A 17,260-nucleotide genomic window follows, 5' to 3' on the forward strand; every position below is an offset into this window, starting at 1 on the left:
GTGCGCGTCCATGCGCCGGAACACGGTATTTTACCGTTCGCGGCGAATTTCCCGTGCGCCGGTGGTTGCGCGTGCAACCAGTCGGGCGTCGTTCAAACGGGATTGGCCGGCACGCGCCGCAGGCTCAGTTTGTGAAAGCGCAGCGTCATTAGCAGCGCGACGCTCGCGAGACCGGCGGCGAGTCCCCACCACAAGCCGCGCGCGCCGAGACCGAAGTGAAACGCCAGCGTGTAGCCGGTCGGGAAACCGATCACCCAGTAACCGAACGCGGCGGCGATCATGGGTACACGGGTGTCTTTCAGGCCGCGCAGACAGCCGGAACCGACCGTCTGCATGCCGTCGACGATCTGGAAGATCGCCGCCACGCCGAGCAGCGAACTCGCGAGCGCGACCGTGGCCGCGTTGGCCGGGTCGTCGAGATGCAGATAGAGGCCGACGATCCAGTGCGGCGCGGCGATCAGCACGAGCCCCGACAGCGTCATGAAGGCGACGCCGAGCGCCAGCGCGACAAAGCCCGCATGGCGCGCGGCGAGCGGCTGGCCGGCGCCGGACCAGAAGCCAACTCGCACGTTGGCCGCCTGGCCGATCGCGAGCGGCACCATGAAGGCCACCGAGGCGACGTTCAGCGCGATCTGATGCGCGGCCAGTTGCGACTCGCCGAGCAGCCCGACCATCAGGCCGGTGGCGAGAAAGAGCGTCGATTCGACACCATAGGTGATCGCGACCGGCCAGCCGATGCCGAACAGTTCGCCCATCAACGGCACGTTCGGCCGGGTGGCGACGACGAAGTGCCGGTAGCGCGGCCGCAAATGCAACAGCGCCATCAGCACGAGCGCGCTCAGCCAGACGGTGATGGAAGTCGCGGCCGCCGATCCGAGAAAGCCGAGCCGCGGCAAACCATAGGCGCCGTGAATCAGCCCATAGTTGAGAAAACCGTTCACGCCGACGCTCGCGAGCGACACCCACAACAGCCGTTTGGCCGCGCCGATGGCCGGCAGGAACGAGCGCATCAGGCCGACGCCGATCAGGCTGCCGAGCGACCCCCAGCGCAGCACCGCCGCGTACTCACCGACGTTGTGCGCGAGCAGCGCGGGTTCGCCGAAAGCGAGCAGGATCGGCGTGGCGAACGAGAGCAGGAAGAACGCCGGCACCGACAGCAGCACGGACAGCACGAAACCGGTCCAGTAGATGTGCGGCACGCGGCCCTCGTCCTCTGCGCCGCGCGCGTGCGACACGCTCACGCTGACGGAGGTCAGCACGCCTTGCAGCAGCGTGACCACCACGAAAAACAGGTTCGCGCCGAGGCCGCCGGCCGCGAGCGCGTCCGGGCCGAGCGAGCCGAGCAGGATCGTGTCGGTCACGCCCATGGCCATTTGCGAGAGCTGCGCAATGGCGAGCGGCGCGGCGAGGCGGGCAGTGTCCGCCGCGTGGCGGGTCAGGGTCGGCGGCCGGGCGGCCACCCGGGTGAAGCCGGATTGAGTCATGGAGCGCTTGGCAGCGGAAGTGGCGACAGCGCGACGGCGGGCGCGGTAGTCGCGCGGGCGGTGGCGAGGGCAGCGGTTCGGCGGGCCTTGGTGAACGCACGAGGCAATCGTACGAAACAAGCGCACGAAGCAACCGCCAGCCGGCGTGTCAGCCGATTGTTTGTCTGTCGAAACTGACAGCTTATTGCTTAGGCGCGGCGCTGTCGATGGAGACGGCACGATTTTGGTGCGCGCGCCTCCTCCGAGTTTTCGGAAACCGCAGAGCGGCGGGGCGTTGCGTCAGGCTTCGTGAACCGCAATCCGCGTGTCGCCGAGCAAGACGACCTGGCCCGCGCGGATTTTGCAGGTTTTACGCGTCTCGACCCGGCCGTCTACGGTGACAGCACCGTCCGCCACCATCATTTTTGCCGAGCCGCCACTGTCCGCAAGCCCCGTTATCTTCAGCAGATTATGCAGTTCGACGTAGTCGCCGGTGAGGGTGAAATCTAGGTTGGGCATGGCGTTTGCGCCTTCAGGCAAGGGGTTCGCATCATAAGCCAGAAGCTTGCCCTGGATGAAGTTCAAGGTGTGCGCCGACTCTGCGTGAGCATCTGCAAGCAGATGTTATGCGATTGTCAGAAAGTGAAACGTTGCGTAACACCGTTCGTAAGACACGAACTTCACTCGTAAAGTGCAGGTCAGTGGTAAAGCCTGCTGGATTGATCTGGCAGCGAGCAGACCGGGCGAGGAACGCAGAGCAAGCTTGCAAAGCGGCTCGAGAATGCGTAACGCCGGACAGGTCGCCCGCGTCACAACAACTTTAGAGAGGATTAGTCATGACCCAAATTCGAACGCTTCTGATCAATACCGCCCTGACCGCCGCCGTGACCGCGTTCGCGGCCACCGCAGCCGTTGCGCAGACTGCGCAACCGGCCGAGGGTGTCAACGGCCAGCCGCAAGTCCAGATGCAAGGCGCCGGCGTTGCGCCCGCTGCGCCCGCCGCGCAGGGCGTGCAGCCGGTCACACCGCCCCCGGCACGCCTGACGGCGTCGGGTTCGACCGACCCGCTGGTGCAGAAGCGCGATGCCAATGCGAAGGCCAACGCTGAATATCGCGCGTCGAAAAAGGCATCCAAGGCCGAGCTGAAGGACCAGCAGAAGGCCGCCAAGGCGCAGTACAAGGAAGAGGTGCGCGGCGCCAAGATCAACCAGAAGGCGGATAAACAGGCCGCCAACAATGAAATGAAGATGGACATGCAGGGCCAGGCGGGCGTTCAGGCGGACGGCGCCGACGTCAAGCACTAAGACCGAGGCTGAGCGTCAAGGCGGTGGCGGGGCGGCATAGGTTGCCAGCGCCGCCGGCTTGACCGATCGCGTTTGAAGGATCGCAAGGTCCAGGCATCTCGTTTCACGGAGGTATCGCATGAATATCACTCTGTCCATGAAGTCCAGAATTTCGGCCGCGTTGATCGCGGGTTGCCTGTCGTCGGTTGCCTTCGCGCAGGCAAGCGATCCGGCTGCGGCGCCGGTTACCCATGCCGACAAGAAGGCGGCCAAGGAGCAGTCGAAGGCGGATAAGAAAGCGTCCGTCGCGCAAGCCAAGGCGGACAAGAAGAAAACCGACGCTCAGGCCGACGCCGATAAGGCCAAGGCCGACGCCAATGTGAAGGACGCGAAGACGCAGTAGCCCGGCTTGATAGCTGGCCTCGCGACGACGTGTGAACGTCTCCGCGTTGCGCTTTCAAAGAAATGGCCCGTGCGCTTCCACGCCACGGGCCATTTTTTCATGCGCGCAATTGTCATGCGGCGGGATGCCGGCCGCCCGGGGCGCGGTCGAAAAAAGGGTCGCTTGTCGACGAGGGTTGTATGGATATACAGTATGCGTCGCCGTACTGAATCCACCTAACGTCCAAACCGATCGTGCTCTCCGTCGCCGAATCCCCGTCGTTCGATACCGCCGCCTGGCTGGCAAAGCTCAACGACGCGCAGCGCGAAGCCGTCGAGTACGGCGCCGACACGCCTACCGCGCCGCCCGGCGCATTGCTGGTGATCGCGGGCGCCGGCTCCGGCAAGACCAACACTCTCGCTCACCGGGTCGCCAATCTGGTGGTGAACGGCGCCGATCCGCGCCGCATCCTGCTGCTAACGTTTTCGCGTCGCGCTGCGCTCGAAATGACCCGGCGCGTCACGCGCATCGCCGGCGCGGCGCTCGGCACGCGAGCCGCGCTCGCGCAAGGGCTGACATGGTCGGGCACGTTCCATAGCGTGGGCGCGCGGCTGTTGCGCGAGTACGCGGACCTGATCGGCCTCGCGCCGGCCTTTACGATCAACGACCGCGAAGATTCCGCCGACCTGATGAATCTGGTGCGCCACGAGCTCGGTTTGTCGGCGAAAGAGCGGCGTTTCCCGGCCAAGGGCACGTGCTTTGCCATCTACTCGCGCGTTGTGAACACCGGCGCGTCGCTCGGCCAGGTGCTCGACAGTGCGTTCCCCTGGTGCCGTGAATGGGAAGCCGATTTGCGCAGGCTGTTCGCGGCTTATGTCGAGGCCAAACAGAAGCAGAGCGTGCTCGACTACGACGACCTGCTGCTTTACTGGTCGCACATGGCGGCCGAGCCGGTCATCGCCGCCGACCTGTCGGCGCGCTTCGATCACGTGCTGGTGGACGAATATCAGGACACCAACCGTCTGCAGGCGTCCATCCTGCTCGCATTGAAGCCGGACGGCCGCGGCCTGACCGTGGTCGGCGACGACGCCCAGTCCATCTATTCGTTTCGCGGCGCGACCGTGCGCAACATTCTCGATTTCCCCGCGCATTTCGACCCGCCGGCCAAACAGGTCACGCTGGAGCGCAATTACCGGTCGACCGCGCCGATTCTGGCGGCGTCGAACGCGGTGATCGAACTGGCCAGCGAGCGCTACACGAAGAATCTCTGGACCGACAAGGCGTCGGCGCAGCGCCCGCGCCTCGTGAGCGTCGCCGACGAGGCCGATCAGGCGCGCTACATCGTCGAACAGGTGCTCGAGGCGCGCGAGCAAGGCATGAAGCTCAAATCACAGGCGGTGCTGTTTCGCGCCGCGCATCACAGCGCCGCGCTGGAGATCGAACTGACCCGGCGCAACATCCCATTCGTGAAATTCGGCGGCTTGAAGTTTCTCGATTCGGTGCACGTGAAAGACGTGCTCGCCGTGCTGCGCTGGGCGGAAAATCCGCGCGACCGCGTCGCCGGCTTTCGCGTCGTGCAGCTGCTGCCGGGCGTTGGGCCGGCCACGGCTGCGAAGGTGCTCGACGAGATCGTCGCGCGCGCGGGCAGCGGCAATCCCGCCGACACCGCCGGTGGCGCATTGGCGGCCTTCGCCGCGCCGGCTCGCGCGCAGGAAGACTGGCATCCGTTCGTCAAGCTGATGTCGAGCGTGTACGGCCGCCAGACGCCGTGGCCCGCCGAGTTCGAGATGGTGCGCCGGTGGTACGAGCCGCATCTCGAGCGCAACCACGAGGACGCCGCGATCCGTCATGCGGACGTGTTGCAGATGGAGAGCATCGCGGGCACGTATGCGTCGCGTGAACGCTTTCTGACCGAACTGACGCTCGATCCGCCCGACGCCACCAGCGACGAATCCGGCGTGCCGTTGCTCGACGAAGACTACCTGATCCTCTCCACGATTCATTCCGCGAAGGGGCAGGAGTGGCGCAACGTGTTCGTGCTGAACGGTGTGGACGGCTGCATTCCGTCCGACCTCGGCACCGGCAGCGAAGAGGAAATCGACGAGGAGCGCCGCCTGCTTTACGTGGCGATGACGCGCGCGAAAGAGGATCTGCATATCGTCGTGCCGCAGCGCTTTTACGTGCACAACCAGACGCATATGGGTGATCGTCACGTGTGGGCGTCGCGTACGCGCTTCATTCCCGCGCATCTCATGCCGCTGTTCGACGCCTATGCGTGGCCGCGGGTGCCGGTTCCGAGCGCGCCCACGGCGGCCGGGCTGGCCGCCGCCGCGCAGGCGAAGATCGAGATCGCGGCGAAACTCAGGAAGATGTGGGATTGAGAGTGCGGTGGGTGCCGCCGTTACGGGCGCGGCGCCTGCCGTGACACGATTGATGCCGCTTGACGCCGGGCGCCCGCGCGAGAAAAAAGGCCCTTTGGCGAGGCGCGCTATTGGAGATGACGTTTTTTCGGCGGCTGCGGGTCGCGGCCCGCCCCCGGGGCACGCGCGCCGGAGTCGTTCTGCAAGACACGCGGCGCTTCGACCAGATAGGTTGGCTGCCAGTGAGTCGGCGCTCGTTTCTGAAGGCTTCGATCTTCAGCGCGACTGCCGTTGTTGTTGCTGCGGGGCCGGACGCGGCGGCACGAAGAAGTTGCGCAGCCAGGCCGCCATGCGCGAGAACACGTCGTACGGCTCTTCGACGAAAATCTCCGGCTTGAGCAAACGCAGGAATTCCATGATCTGCTGCGCTTCCTGTTTCTGGAACGAGCCGTGCGAGATGCCCAGCCGCAGAAGCCCGCGCAGTTCGCCGAGCTTCTCGCGCGCGGTGCTCCCCACGCTAGTTTCGCACGCCACCTTGGCCTCATAGACGCGCTGGCGCAGCGATTCCACCAGCCTCCAGGCCGGTGTCTGCATGACTTCCTCGAGCGCCTGAATGTCCTGCGCCGCGCTCTTGATCTGCGCCGCGAGCGGGTCGACCAGCGTGGCGTCGCCTTCCGCTTCCTTGACGATCGCCGCCGCCCAGTCGCGGCATTGCTTGGCGAGTTCTTCCGGCGTCCATTCCGAGCGGGCCGCGAAACCGAAGCCGAATTCGCCCGCCTGCCGCATCAGGATTGCGACGACGTCCGGAAACTCCTTGTCGAGCGTTCGTTTGGCCCAAGCGTACTGGCCGCCCTGCAACATCCGCTGAACCGCGTGTTCGGTCAGCGGCACCATATTGTCGAGCAGCTTGGCGCGCAAAAAATCCTCAAACGACGGCGTCGCGAACTGCGGATCGAGCTTCAGCGATACCCGCAGAAAAGCGTCGAAATCCTTGCGCAGTGTCGCAATGGTCTCGTCTTTGAGCGTGAGGGTGATTTGACCCATGAGTTATCCCGTTTGGTCCTGCCGCGCGGCTTCGCCGCGCCACCCGGCCGCGCGGGCCTTGGGAGACGCGACGTTCGATGCCGGCGCGCTTGATTCCTGCCTGTTGCCGCGTAACCAGCGGGACGTATCCCGACGAGCGGACCTCGACTGCATAACGGCGGATCGGGGGGAAACTTAAGGGCGTGCGGGACGGGTGCGCCCGCTTTAGAGGGAAGCGTCGCCCGGCATGCGCTTGCGTGTCGCAAGCCGGACGACCGGGATGCCGCCATGAAGGCGGCATGCACCTATTTCAGCACAATACATTGCCAGACAAAAAACACCGCCAGGCCGACCGCAATGGTCAGAAGCGGCCGACGTGTGACTGCGCTGACGAGCACCGCGGCCAGCGCACCGACGAGTTGCGGATTGCGCCAGGTCAGTTCGGCATTGCTGCCGTGCGGCGAAACCGCCATCGGCACGATGATCGCGGTCAGCACGGTGACCGGCACGAAGCCGAGGGCGGTGCGCACAAGCGGCGGAAACACGAGCCGGTCGCCGAGCACGAAGACCGCGGCGCGGATCACCCACGTGATGGCCGCCATGCCGAGAATCAGAACGACGTAGTTCATCGGGACGCCTCCGCGGTTTTGCCCGTGCCGCGCAGGTTGGGGCGCGAGGTCGACAGCAGGACGCCGATCGCCACGCCCGCGAATACCGCGCCGAGCAGCCCGAGCTTGTACGGCCACGCCTGCCAGAAGAAGGCCAGCGTGCCCGCGGTCACTGCGGCCGCGATATAGCGCAACGCGACGAGTTGCGGCACGACGATCGCGATAAAGGTGGCGACCATTGCGAAATCGAGGCCGAGCGATTGCAATCCCGGAAACGCCGCCCCGAACAACAGGCCGGCGACGGTCCAGATCTGCCAGTTCAGGTACATGGCGAGACCCGCGCCGAAGAAGTAGTGCGGGCCGACCGTGCCGGGCTCCCGGTGCCGGTAATGCTCCCACGCGACGGCGAAGACTTCGTCCGTGAGCAGCGCGCCGAGCGCCCAGCGCCAGCGCGCCGACAGATGCGCGACGTGCGGTGCGAGCGTGGCGCTGTACAGCACGTGACGCAAGTTGACCACCAGCGTAGTCGCCCAGATCACGGCGAAACTCGCGTGACCCGCGATCAGGCCGAGTGCGATGAACTGCGCGGAGCCGGCGAACACGACGAGCGACATCAACTGCCCGTGCCAGAGGTGCAGCGGACCGGATGCGACGAGCGTGCCGAAAATGACGCCGAAAGGCGCCGCGCCGACCATCATCGGAATGATGTCGCGCGCGCCGGCGGTGAACTCTTTTAGATGGCCATGGCTTGTGGGCTGGCCTGCGGTGGAATGGGTCAATCTTGCCTCCTTGAATCGGGAAGCTTAGCGGGGGCTGGCCAGCGGGGCTTGTACGTTCTTGCGGCTGGGCGTGACTCGATGCGCTGACGCGTGGCGATGTCGTTGGTTGGTGGCTTGCGCGCCGGGGCGTGTCGTGCGGCCGGAATGAGCGACGCGGCGGTGCGCGCAAAGGTTGGCAGCAAATTTCGTGCTGGGATGACGCCGGCGGCCGGGGCGTCCCAGGCAGCGGGCGTGCACAGGTCGCTAGCAACGTTCGCGCTAGCGTTGTCTCTGGCGGTTAGAGCGCCCGGAACAGCGGTAAAGGTCGCCGGCAACGTTCGCGCTAAGGCTGTCTTTAGCGGCTGGACTCTTTGAGGCCGCCGGACGCGCTGCTCGCCTCCAACGCCAGTGTCCCGCCAACACCCACGCCAACACCCACGCCAACACCCACGCCCTGTCAGACGCCTTGCCAGCGTCCGGGCGGCACGCCGAACATCCGCCGGAAATGCCGCGTGAAATGGCTCTGGTCGGTGAAGCCGCTGGCGGCGGCGACATCCGTGACCGATACGCCGGCGCGCAATGGCGCGAGCGCGCGCTGCAAGCGCACCTGATTGCGCCATGCATGCGGCGGCAAGCCGGTCGTTTGAGTGAAAAGACGTGCCGCGTGGAACGGCGAAAGCCCCGCCGCCTGAGCGACTTCGGCGAGTGTGACGGGTTCGGCGAGGTCGCCCGTCAGGCACTCCTGCATGAGCGCCACGCGTGTGTCGTCGGTGGCGAGGCGGGCGCGCGCCGGGCGCGTTTGCGAATAGCGCACCAGCAGCGTGGACAACGCGTCGAGCATGGCGGCCTCGGCGGCAAGCGCGTCGTCGCCGGCCTCCAGCAGGCGATGCGCGTGCGCGAGTCGCTTAGCCAGATCAGGATCGCGGATCACGCCGGGCGCAAACCACGGCAACGTCTGCGGTTTGCCACTGACTTCATTGGCGAGCGAATGGATGAAATCCACCGGCGCATACATCACGCGATACCGCCAGCCTGCCTCGACCGCCTTCGAGCCGGTGTGCAACTCGCCGGGATTGATGATCGGCACGCTGCCGGCTTCGGCCACGTAGTCGGAACCGAGGTACCGATAACCCTCGGCGCCCGCGACGATCACCGGAATCGTGTACGCGTCGTGCCAATGCGGCGTGAACTCGTGATCGTGATATTCGGCCGTGAGCAGGTCCGCGCCGGGCAGAAGCGGCGTGCGCCAGTAGCGGGCGGAATCCTGGAAACGATGGGCGGTGGTCATGATGAGGGTCCGGCAGGACCGGTCAGTGTAGCGCGTCGTGACTGGCGGCGCTTCATCGGCCGGGGGCTCGTGCCGGTGCTTCCGGGCGGCGGGATGCCCGGTTCGTGCGGTAGCTTTCCGCCGGTGCTGGATGTCGCACGTTTCGTGCTGCCGCCTCTCGCCGCCGCGGGAGGCGGCTAGTTTCCTCCGGTATCTTTTAGCCGCAGACGCCTGCCGTCGCTTTGTGCTCAAGCTTCTCGTCGCTGCCGGAAGCCGCAGCTTTTGGCCACTGACTGACGCCGGCGCGTCGTGCCACAGTTTCCTGCCACCGCCTGATGCCACCGATTCACGCCATCGCATCGGCCGGCTGCGTTTTTCCGTAGGGCGGGGCGCTTACTTGAGCGGGATCGTCGTGCCGGCCGGCATCGGCACGGCACTTACGCTGTTCTTCGCGCTACCGCTGACGACCCGGTCGCTGTAGGTGAGATACACCAGCGAGTTGCGTTTCGCGTCGACGACCCGCACTACATGCAGCGACTTGAAGATGAGCGACATGCTCACCGAAAACACGTCGGCCTGTTTCTTCACAGGACCCGTGAAGTGAATTTCGCCGACCTGACGGCAAGCGATCGAAGCCTCCGTGGGATCTTCCGCGATGCCGAGCGTCCCCTTGACACCACCCGTACGCGCCCGCGATACGTAGCAGGTCACGCCCTGAACCACGGGATCGTCATAGGCTTCTACGACCACACGGTCGGAACCCGTGACGTGGAAGTTGGTATTGACGCTGCCGACTTCTTCGCTGTGTGCCGAAGGCAGCAGCAGCGCGGCGGTCGCCGCGAGCGCGATGCGCAACAAAGTGGGTTTCATGGGATCGCCAGAAATTGAGCGCCTGGGCAGGCGCGGGATGCATGCCGCAAACCGCCATCGTATAACGGCGAGCCGATCATCGGGCTTTTGCAGGCGAGTGCGGACAGCGTCCGCCATGTTCGGGATTGCGGCGAGAGCATCGATCCGGGGCTGTGATCGGGCGTGCAGCAATGTGACGCGGAAAAAGAAAAGGCCCGCACGAATGCGGGCCTTTCAAAATTTTTGGCTCCTCGACCTGGGCTCGAACCAGGGACCTACGGATTAACAGTCCGGCGCTCTACCGACTGAGCTATCGAGGAACAACAGTACAGCTTGATCTACATAAAAAAGCCCGTCTTGGTTAACGGGCTTTTGCAATTCTTGGCTCCTCGACCTGGGCTCGAACCAGGGACCTACGGATTAACAGTCCGGCGCTCTACCGACTGAGCTATCGAGGAACAGAACAACAACAGCAGAGAAACGAAATTGTAGGAGGAGCTTAAGCGGCTGTCAATACCCTGCGTTCATCTCGATTTCATTCGAAGTCCGCTGCGTATGTGACGTGCTGCGTGACGTGCCGCGAGACTCAACGTACGAGCAGCTCGAGCTTTTCCTTTACGTCCTTGAACTCGTCGGCTTCGGGCAGCGGTGCTTTGGTCTTGGTGATGCTCGGCCAGCTTTTCGCGAGATCGGCATTCAGCTCGATGAAATTCTGCTGGTCGCCCGGCACGTCTTCTTCGGCATAGATGGCGTTCACCGGGCATTCGGCTACGCACACAGCGCAGTCGATGCATTCATCGGGGTCGATCGCGAGGAAGTTGGGACCTTCGCGAAAGCAGTCCACCGGGCACACATCGACACAGTCGGTATAGCGGCACTTGATGCAGCTTTCGGTCACAACGTGAGTCATTCAGGCAGCTCCTGCATGCGGTATCTGGGGAGGCGCAAACGCCAAAAGCGCTATTGTATCGTAACGTCAAGAGGCGCATGCAGCATCGCACCATGCCTTTTATACGTTTTCGTGATTAGTTTATGGCGCGCTGAAGGCCACCTGCTTCGCGGCGCTCACCGTGAAGACCTTGTTCGGGCGTGCGGTGCGAGCGCCCGGCGGCGCGCGGAATCCGGCGGCATTCGGGTAACATGCGTCAGGTCGGTGCGCACGGGGCGTGCCGTATGCGCATGGTTGAGTCGGGCCTTTCGTGTCGGGCCTTCCGTTTTTCCTGCAGTCCAGTTCGCACCATCATGATTATTACTTCGCTGCTCGACACCGATCTGTACAAGTTCACGATGATGCAAGTGGTGTTGCATCACTTTCCCGCGGCGAACGTGGAATATCGCTTCCGTTGCCGTACGCCTAATGTCGATCTCGTTCCGTATATCGGCGAGATTCGCGAGGAAGTGCGCAAGCTCTGCCAGCTTCGCTTTACCGACGACGAACTCGACTACCTGCGCCGCATGCGCTTCATCAAGGGCGACTTCATCGAGTTTCTCGCGCTGTTCCATCTGAACGAAAAATACATTTCGATCGAACCTTCGCCGAAGGGCAATGGCGAAATCGACATCGAGATCAAGGGACCGTGGCTGCATACGATCCTGTTCGAGATTCCGATGCTCGCGATCGTCAACGAGGTCTACTTCCGCAATACGCAGCAAAAGCCGGACTACAGCGAAGGGCGCGGCCGCCTCGTCGACAAGATCCAATTGCTCGGCGCGCGTCCGGAATTCGCCGACTGCAAGATCGCCGACTACGGCACGCGCCGCCGCTTCTCGAAGCAATGGCACGAGGAAGTGATCCTCAAGCTCAAAGAGGGCCTCGGCGAGCAGTTCGCCGGCACCAGCAACGTCTTCTACGCAATGAAGCACGGTCTCACGCCGCTCGGCACGATGGCGCATGAATATCTGCAGGCGTGCCAGGCGCTCGGCCCGCGGCTGCGCGACTCGCAGATCTTCGGCTTCGAAATGTGGGCCAAGGAATACCGCGGCGACCTGGGTATCGCGCTCTCCGACGTGTACGGCATGGAGGCGTTCCTGCGCGACTTCGACATGTATTTCTGCAAGCTGTTCGACGGCGCGCGCCATGATTCGGGCGATCCGTTCGAGTGGGGCGAACGTCTGCTCAAGCACTACGAAGCGAATCGCTGCGATCCGCGCACCAAGATCCTCGTATTTTCCGACGCCCTCGACATTCCTAAAGTGCTGCAGCTCTATGAGCGCTTCCGCGGCCGCTGCAAGCTGGCGTTCGGCGTGGGCACGAATCTGACCAACGACCTCGGCTATAACCCGCTGCAGATCGTCATCAAAATGGTTCGCTGCAACGGCCAGCCGGTGGCGAAACTGTCGGACTCGCCGGGCAAGAACATGTGCGAAGACAAGGCTTACCTCGCTTACCTGCGCCAGGTGTTCGGCATTGCGCAGCCCGAGGAAGAGGCGGCGAAGTAACGCGGCTCGCAGCCGGCTATTGCAGTGGGCTATAGCGTAAGCCGCGTGTGCGATACGCGGCAATATCCCGTTTGGCCAGGGTGGCCGCGCGCGGGGCGGCCGGTATAATTCCCGCCATCCCGAACGGCTGTCGACACGAGGATTTCGCACATGGATACATCGATTGCCCGACGCAACATACTGGCGCGCATCCGCGCGGCGCAAGGGCGCGAGCCGGAGCCGTCCGCTGCCGAGCGCGAGGCGGCGGCGGACTACCTGGCGCGCCATCCTGCCGGGCCGCGTCCGGAGATGCCGGCCGACCTCGTTGCGCGCTTCGTCGAACAGGCCCGGAAGATGGCGACCACCGTCGAATCGGTTCAGGCACTGAGCGACGTGCCGGCCGCGGCGCATCGCTACCTCACACAACATGCGTTGCCGTTGCAGGCTATCGCCTGGCAAACGCTGCAGGATCTGCAGTGGGCCGAAGCCGGCCTCACCGTCGAATTCCGCAAGCCGCAAGACGGCGACGTGGTCGGCCTGACCGGCTGCTTCTGCGCGACCGCCGAGACCGGCACGCTCGTGTTGCTGTCGGGACCGGAAACTTATGCGTCCGCTGGTCTGCTGCCTGAAACGCATATTGCCATCGTGCCGGCTTCACGCATCGTCTCGGGTCATGAAGAGGCGTTCGGTCTGATCCGCAAAGAACGCGGCGAACTTCCACGCGCGGTCAATTTCGTTTCCGGGCCTTCACGCACCGGGGATATCGAGCAGACCATCGTCCTCGGCGCGCATGGGCCATACCGCGTGCATGTGATCGTGGTGCAGGGCGCCTGAACGGCAAGCGCGGCCCGCGCCACGTGGCGCATGTGCCCACGCGCGGCTGCCGGCAATAACAAGGATTTCAACGCTATGAAAGGACGTGCCGTCTGGACGGGCATGGGGTTCGCGGCTGCATTGGCGCTGGCCGGCTGGCCGCAACTGGCGTCTGCCGCTACGCTCGATGGCGCCACTTTGTCGGCGCTGTGGGCGCTGCCATTCGCAGGCGTGCTGCTGTCGATCGCGGTATTTCCGCTGATCGCGCCGGCGTTCTGGCATCACCATTTCGGCAAGATCGCGGCTGCCTGGGCGCTCGCGTTCCTCGTACCGTTCGCGCTCACCTTCGGTACCGGTGTCGCGTTCGGCACGCTCGTGCATGCGTTGCTCGAAGAATACATTCCGTTCATTGTGCTGCTAACGGCGTTGTACACCGTGGCGGGCGGCATCTGCGTGCGCGGCAATCTGCATGGCACGCCGCGTCTGAACACCGGAATTCTCGCGCTAGGCACGTTGCTGGCCAGCATCATGGGCACGACCGGCGCGGCCATGCTGCTGATCCGTCCATTACTGCGCGCCAACGACAATCGCAAGCACGTGGTTCATGTAGTCGTGTTCTTCATCTTCCTCGTGGCGAACGCGGGCGGCTCGCTCTCGCCGCTGGGCGACCCGCCGCTCTTTCTCGGCTTTTTGCAGGGCGTGAGCTTTTTCTGGACCACCACGCATCTGATGCTGCCCATGCTGTTCATTTGCGGCGTGCTGCTGATCGGGTTCTATGCGCTCGACTCGTACTACTTTCATCGGCGTGAGGAAGAGCGCTCGCGCTTTCTCGATCCCACGCCTGACTCGCCGCTGCTCGGCATCGACGGCAAGATCAATTTCGTGCTTCTCGCCGCGGTAGTCGGGCTCGTGCTGATGAGCGGGCTGTGGAAGCCGGGCGTGGAGTTCGACGTGTTCGGCACGCACCTCGCGCTGCAGAATGCCGTGCGCGATGCCGCGCTGCTCGGCGTCACGTTGCTTTCATTGGTGCTCACGCCGCGTACGGCGCGCGCGGGCAACGACTTCAACTGGGCGCCGATCGAAGAGGTGGCCAAGCTGTTCGCCGGCATCTTCGTGACGATCGCGCCGGTCATGACGATCCTGCGTGCCGGCGAGGCGGGCGCCTTTGCCGGCATCGTCCATCTGGTCAACGACGCATCGGGCCAGCCGCACGATTTGATGTACTTCTGGATGACCGGGCTGCTATCTTCGTTTCTCGACAATGCGCCGACCTACCTCGTGTTCTTCAACCTGGCCGGCGGCAACGCGCAGACGCTCATGACCACCGGCGCCACCACGCTCGCGGCGATCTCGGCTGGCGCGGTGTTCATGGGTGCGAACACGTATATCGGCAATGCGCCGAACTTCATGGTGAAGGCAATCGCGGAATCGCGCGGCGTGCGCATGCCGGGTTTTTTCGCGTATCTGGGCTGGTCCGCGGCGGTGTTGCTGCCGTTGTTCCTCGTGACCGGCTGGCTTTTTTTCTGACGCCGAGGCAATCGAACTCGACGCGCTATACGGAGAATTGCAATGCAGAAGATCCTCGTCGCCCGTCCAATCTTTCCTGACGTGATCGAACGGCTCAAACAGTATTTCGACGTCGACTGGAATCAGGGCGACGTATTGTCCGCCGACGAACTGACGCGTCGTCTCGCGGACAAGGACGGCGCGCTCACCGCGGGCGATCCGGTCGGCGCGGGCGTACTCGCGGCGGCGCCGCGTCTGCGCGTGGTGTCGAACATGGCGGTGGGCTACAACAATTTCGACATGGCCGCCTTCACCGCGGCCAATGTGCTCGGCACCAATACGCCGGACGTGTTGAACGAGTCGACGGCGGACTTCGGCTGGGCCCTGATGATGGCGGCGGCGCGCCGTATCGCCGAATCGGAGCACTGGCTGCGCGCGGGCAAATGGCAGAAGTGGGCGTATGACGGTTTTCTCGGCAGCGACCTGTATGGCTCGACGCTCGGCGTGATCGGCATGGGCCGCATCGGCCAGGCGCTGGCGCGTCGTGCAAAGGGCTTCAACATGCAGGTGATCTATCACAATCGTTCGCGCGTCGCGCCGGAGATAGAAGCCGAGCTGAACGCGGAATACGCGTCGAAAGAGGACCTGTTGCGGCGTGCCGATCACGTCGTGCTCGTCCTTCCGTACACGAAGGATAACCATCACACGATCGGCGCCGCCGAACTCGCGCTGATGAAGCCGACCGCGACGCTCACCAACATCGCGCGCGGCGGCATTGTCGACGACGCGGCGCTCGTCGAGGCCTTGCGCTCGAAGCAGATCGCCGCCGCCGGTCTCGACGTGTTCGAAGGCGAGCCGAATCTGAACCAGGACTTGCTGAGCGTGCCGAATGTCGTGCTGACGCCGCACATTGCCAGCGCGACCGAAGCCACGCGCCGCGCCATGGCGAATCTCGCCGCGGACAATCTGATCGCGGGCCTGGGCGAAGGCCCGCGCGCGGGCCGGCCGCCGAATCCGATCAATCCCGAAGTCATCGGCAAGGCGCGTTCATGACAATGATTCTGGTGGCGGCCGTCGCAGTGCTGGCGGTCGCATTGGTCATTGCGCTGGCCCTTCTGATGCGAGGCCACAGCCGCGCGCAAGAGAGCGAGCAGTTCGAACTGCTCAACGAGCGGCTGGACGCCTCGACCGACGCGCAAGCACACGCCTACGAGCGTCTCGAACGGCAACTGCGCAATGACATCACCGAGACCGCGCGGGTGTCGCGTACCGAACAGAGCAGCGGCTTCGCGCACTTTCAGCAGACGCTGGCGGCGCAGTTCAGCAGTATGACGACGGTGCAGGGCGGCAAGATCGACGGGTTCGCCCAGCAGCTCGACGCCGTGCGTCACAGTCTGCAGGCGCAGGCCCAGCAGGCGCGCGACGAGCAGGGCCGCTCGCTCAAGCAGTTCGGCGACACGCTGAGCCTGCAACTGGGGCAACTCACGGAGGCGAACGATCGCCGTTTCGCCGAGGTGCGCGCAACCATCGAACAGCGGCTGAAGGATATCGAGGCGAACAACTCGGTCAAGCTCGAGGAAATGCGCCGCACCGTCGACGAAAAGCTTCACGCCACGCTCGAACAGCGTCTGGGTGAATCGTTCAAGCTGGTATCCGACCGGCTCGAGCAGGTGCATCGCGGACTGGGCGAGATGCAGACGCTGGCGGCCGGTGTCGGCGACTTGAAGAAAGTGCTCACCAATGTGAAGACACGCGGCACGTGGGGCGAAGTGCAGCTGGAAGCGTTACTGGAGCAACTGCTCACCGCCGACCAGTATGCGAAGAACATCGCGACGGTGCCGAGAAGCACGGAGCGCGTCGAGTTTGCGATCAAGTTGCCCGGGCGCGCGGAGCAGGGCGGCGTGGCCACGCCGGTCTGGCTGCCCATCGACGCCAAGTTTCCGCGTGAAGACTACGAGCGTCTGATCGAAGCGCAGGAGCGCGCCGATCCGGTCGCGGTGGAAGAAGCCTCCCGCGCGCTCGAAGCGCGGATTCGCGCCGAGGCCCGCACGATTGCGGAGAAATACGTGTCGCCGCCACACACCACGGATTTCGCGTTGCTGTTCCTGCCGACCGAAGGCCTGTACGCGGAGGTGTTGCGCCGGCCGGGCCTGACGGACCTGCTGCAACGCGACTATCGCGTGACGATCGCCGGTCCGACTACGCTGACCGCATTGCTTAACAGTCTGCAGATGGGTTTTCGCACGCTCGCTATCGAAAAGCGGTCGAGCGAGGTGTGGCAGGTGCTCGGCGCGGTGAAAACGGAGTTCGGCAAATTCGGTGACGTGCTGGCGAAGACAAAGTCGCAACTGGAAACCGTCACGCGTTCTATCGAAGCGGCGGAAACGCGCACGCGTGTCATGAGCCGCAGACTGCGCGATGTCGAGGCATTACCGGGCGAGGAGGCAAGCGGGTTGCTCGGCGATGCGCTCTCGGGTGTGGATCCCGAAGAGCAATGAGGGTACGGGGCTAACGGTTAGGTGTGGCGGAA

General features: G+C 64.3%; 16 protein-coding genes and 2 tRNA genes. 8 read left to right on the forward strand and 10 right to left on the reverse strand.

Annotated features, from left to right (window positions below; genetic code table 11):
- Window positions 1-92 precede the first annotated feature (92 nt).
- On the reverse strand, window positions 93-1,484 hold the full coding sequence (locus P0D71_RS34355) for an MATE family efflux transporter (protein ID WP_091792530.1): 1,392 nt from the start codon (window positions 1,482-1,484) through the stop codon (window positions 93-95).
- A gap of 279 nt (window positions 1,485-1,763) precedes the next feature.
- A complete protein-coding gene (locus P0D71_RS34360; RefSeq protein WP_011489423.1) occupies window positions 1,764-1,982 on the reverse strand; it encodes an RNA-binding S4 domain-containing protein in 219 nt (72 codons plus the stop codon).
- Between the two features lie 317 nt (window positions 1,983-2,299).
- Between P0D71_RS34360 and P0D71_RS34365 the strand changes: the two genes are divergently transcribed.
- The 3 genes from P0D71_RS34365 (at window position 2,300) to P0D71_RS34375 (ending at window position 5,509) form a co-directional block, all read left to right on the forward strand.
- The gene (locus P0D71_RS34365; protein WP_408353755.1) at window positions 2,300-2,767 is read left to right on the forward strand and encodes a hypothetical protein; all 468 of its coding nucleotides are present in this window, start codon (window positions 2,300-2,302) and stop codon (window positions 2,765-2,767) included.
- A 118-nt stretch (window positions 2,768-2,885) separates the two neighbouring features.
- Window positions 2,886-3,149 carry a hypothetical protein gene (locus P0D71_RS34370; protein WP_091792532.1) on the forward strand — a complete coding sequence of 88 codons (264 nt, stop codon included), beginning with the start codon at window positions 2,886-2,888 and terminating at the stop codon, window positions 3,147-3,149.
- A 233-nt stretch (window positions 3,150-3,382) separates the two neighbouring features.
- Window positions 3,383-5,509: an ATP-dependent helicase gene (locus P0D71_RS34375; protein WP_408483740.1), complete on the forward strand. Its 2,127-nt coding sequence runs from the start codon at window positions 3,383-3,385 to the stop codon at window positions 5,507-5,509.
- 255 nt (window positions 5,510-5,764) lie between these two features.
- Here P0D71_RS34375 and P0D71_RS34380 read toward each other — a convergent pair whose 3' ends face one another.
- The 8 genes from P0D71_RS34380 to fdxA form a co-directional block, all read right to left on the reverse strand.
- Window positions 5,765-6,532 (reverse strand): DUF4088 family protein, encoded by a 768-nt coding sequence (locus P0D71_RS34380; protein ID WP_091792534.1) that lies wholly within the window; start codon window positions 6,530-6,532, stop codon window positions 5,765-5,767.
- Window positions 6,533-6,816: 284 nt separating this feature from the next.
- Window positions 6,817-7,140: an AzlD domain-containing protein gene (locus P0D71_RS34385; protein ID WP_091792535.1), complete on the reverse strand. Its 324-nt coding sequence runs from the start codon at window positions 7,138-7,140 to the stop codon at window positions 6,817-6,819.
- Window positions 7,137-7,898, reverse strand: a complete 762-nt coding sequence (locus tag P0D71_RS34390) for an AzlC family ABC transporter permease (protein WP_408186936.1) — start codon at window positions 7,896-7,898, stop codon at window positions 7,137-7,139. The genes P0D71_RS34385 and P0D71_RS34390 overlap by 4 nt, the downstream gene beginning before the upstream one ends.
- Before the next feature lie 436 nt (window positions 7,899-8,334).
- On the reverse strand, window positions 8,335-9,165 hold the full coding sequence (locus P0D71_RS34395) for a helix-turn-helix transcriptional regulator (RefSeq protein WP_091792537.1): 831 nt from the start codon (window positions 9,163-9,165) through the stop codon (window positions 8,335-8,337).
- Window positions 9,166-9,537: 372 nt separating this feature from the next.
- Window positions 9,538-10,014, reverse strand: a complete 477-nt coding sequence (locus tag P0D71_RS34400; protein WP_091792538.1) for a CreA family protein — start codon at window positions 10,012-10,014, stop codon at window positions 9,538-9,540.
- 223 nt (window positions 10,015-10,237) lie between these two features.
- Window positions 10,238-10,313: transfer RNA gene (locus P0D71_RS34405), tRNA-Asn, on the reverse strand.
- 62 nt (window positions 10,314-10,375) lie between these two features.
- Window positions 10,376-10,451, reverse strand: a tRNA-Asn gene (locus P0D71_RS34410).
- A gap of 128 nt (window positions 10,452-10,579) precedes the next feature.
- Window positions 10,580-10,903: a ferredoxin FdxA gene (gene fdxA, locus P0D71_RS34415; RefSeq protein ID WP_091792539.1), complete on the reverse strand. Its 324-nt coding sequence runs from the start codon at window positions 10,901-10,903 to the stop codon at window positions 10,580-10,582.
- Window positions 10,904-11,235: 332 nt separating this feature from the next.
- On the opposite strand from fdxA, the gene pncB reads away from it, so the two are divergent.
- From pncB to P0D71_RS34440, 5 genes are all read left to right on the forward strand, one after another.
- On the forward strand, window positions 11,236-12,432 hold the full coding sequence (pncB, locus tag P0D71_RS34420; RefSeq protein WP_408185429.1) for a nicotinate phosphoribosyltransferase: 1,197 nt from the start codon (window positions 11,236-11,238) through the stop codon (window positions 12,430-12,432).
- A gap of 150 nt (window positions 12,433-12,582) precedes the next feature.
- Window positions 12,583-13,245 (forward strand): LutC/YkgG family protein, encoded by a 663-nt coding sequence (locus P0D71_RS34425; protein ID WP_091792541.1) that lies wholly within the window; start codon window positions 12,583-12,585, stop codon window positions 13,243-13,245.
- 75 nt (window positions 13,246-13,320) lie between these two features.
- Entirely contained in the window at window positions 13,321-14,751 is a 1,431-nt protein-coding gene (locus P0D71_RS34430; protein ID WP_408483741.1) for a sodium:proton antiporter, read from the forward strand.
- Between the two features lie 42 nt (window positions 14,752-14,793).
- Window positions 14,794-15,783, forward strand: coding sequence for a 2-hydroxyacid dehydrogenase (locus tag P0D71_RS34435; protein ID WP_408483742.1), 990 nt, complete (start codon window positions 14,794-14,796; stop codon window positions 15,781-15,783).
- Complete coding sequence (locus P0D71_RS34440) at window positions 15,780-17,228, forward strand: DNA recombination protein RmuC (RefSeq protein ID WP_408483743.1); 1,449 nt, start codon at window positions 15,780-15,782, stop codon at window positions 17,226-17,228. Before P0D71_RS34435 ends, P0D71_RS34440 begins: the two co-directional genes overlap by 4 nt.
- Window positions 17,229-17,260 lie beyond the last annotated feature (32 nt).

Origin of the sequence: Paraburkholderia sp. RL17-383-BIF-A (genome assembly GCF_046028015.1) — a bacterium.
GTDB lineage: Bacteria > Pseudomonadota > Gammaproteobacteria > Burkholderiales > Burkholderiaceae > Paraburkholderia.

Excerpts from the sequence above, each read along its gene's own strand:
- P0D71_RS34355 (WP_091792530.1), bottom strand. The coding sequence starts at position 1,484 with ATGACTCAATCCGGCTTCACCCGGGTGGCCGCCCGGCCGCCGACCCTG.
- P0D71_RS34360 (WP_011489423.1), bottom strand. The coding sequence starts at position 1,982 with ATGCCCAACCTAGATTTCACCCTCACCGGCGACTACGTCGAACTGCAT.
- P0D71_RS34365 (WP_408353755.1), top strand. The coding sequence starts at position 2,300 with ATGACCCAAATTCGAACGCTTCTGATCAATACCGCCCTGACCGCCGCC.
- P0D71_RS34370 (WP_091792532.1), top strand. The coding sequence starts at position 2,886 with ATGAATATCACTCTGTCCATGAAGTCCAGAATTTCGGCCGCGTTGATC.
- P0D71_RS34380 (WP_091792534.1), bottom strand. The coding sequence starts at position 6,532 with ATGGGTCAAATCACCCTCACGCTCAAAGACGAGACCATTGCGACACTG.
- P0D71_RS34385 (WP_091792535.1), bottom strand. The coding sequence starts at position 7,140 with ATGAACTACGTCGTTCTGATTCTCGGCATGGCGGCCATCACGTGGGTG.
- P0D71_RS34395 (WP_091792537.1), bottom strand. The coding sequence starts at position 9,165 with ATGACCACCGCCCATCGTTTCCAGGATTCCGCCCGCTACTGGCGCACG.
- P0D71_RS34400 (WP_091792538.1), bottom strand. The coding sequence starts at position 10,014 with ATGAAACCCACTTTGTTGCGCATCGCGCTCGCGGCGACCGCCGCGCTG.
- fdxA (WP_091792539.1), bottom strand. The coding sequence starts at position 10,903 with ATGACTCACGTTGTGACCGAAAGCTGCATCAAGTGCCGCTATACCGAC.
- pncB (WP_408185429.1), top strand. The coding sequence starts at position 11,236 with ATGATTATTACTTCGCTGCTCGACACCGATCTGTACAAGTTCACGATG.
- P0D71_RS34425 (WP_091792541.1), top strand. The coding sequence starts at position 12,583 with ATGGATACATCGATTGCCCGACGCAACATACTGGCGCGCATCCGCGCG.
- P0D71_RS34430 (WP_408483741.1), top strand. The coding sequence starts at position 13,321 with ATGAAAGGACGTGCCGTCTGGACGGGCATGGGGTTCGCGGCTGCATTG.
- P0D71_RS34435 (WP_408483742.1), top strand. The coding sequence starts at position 14,794 with ATGCAGAAGATCCTCGTCGCCCGTCCAATCTTTCCTGACGTGATCGAA.
- P0D71_RS34440 (WP_408483743.1), top strand. The coding sequence starts at position 15,780 with ATGACAATGATTCTGGTGGCGGCCGTCGCAGTGCTGGCGGTCGCATTG.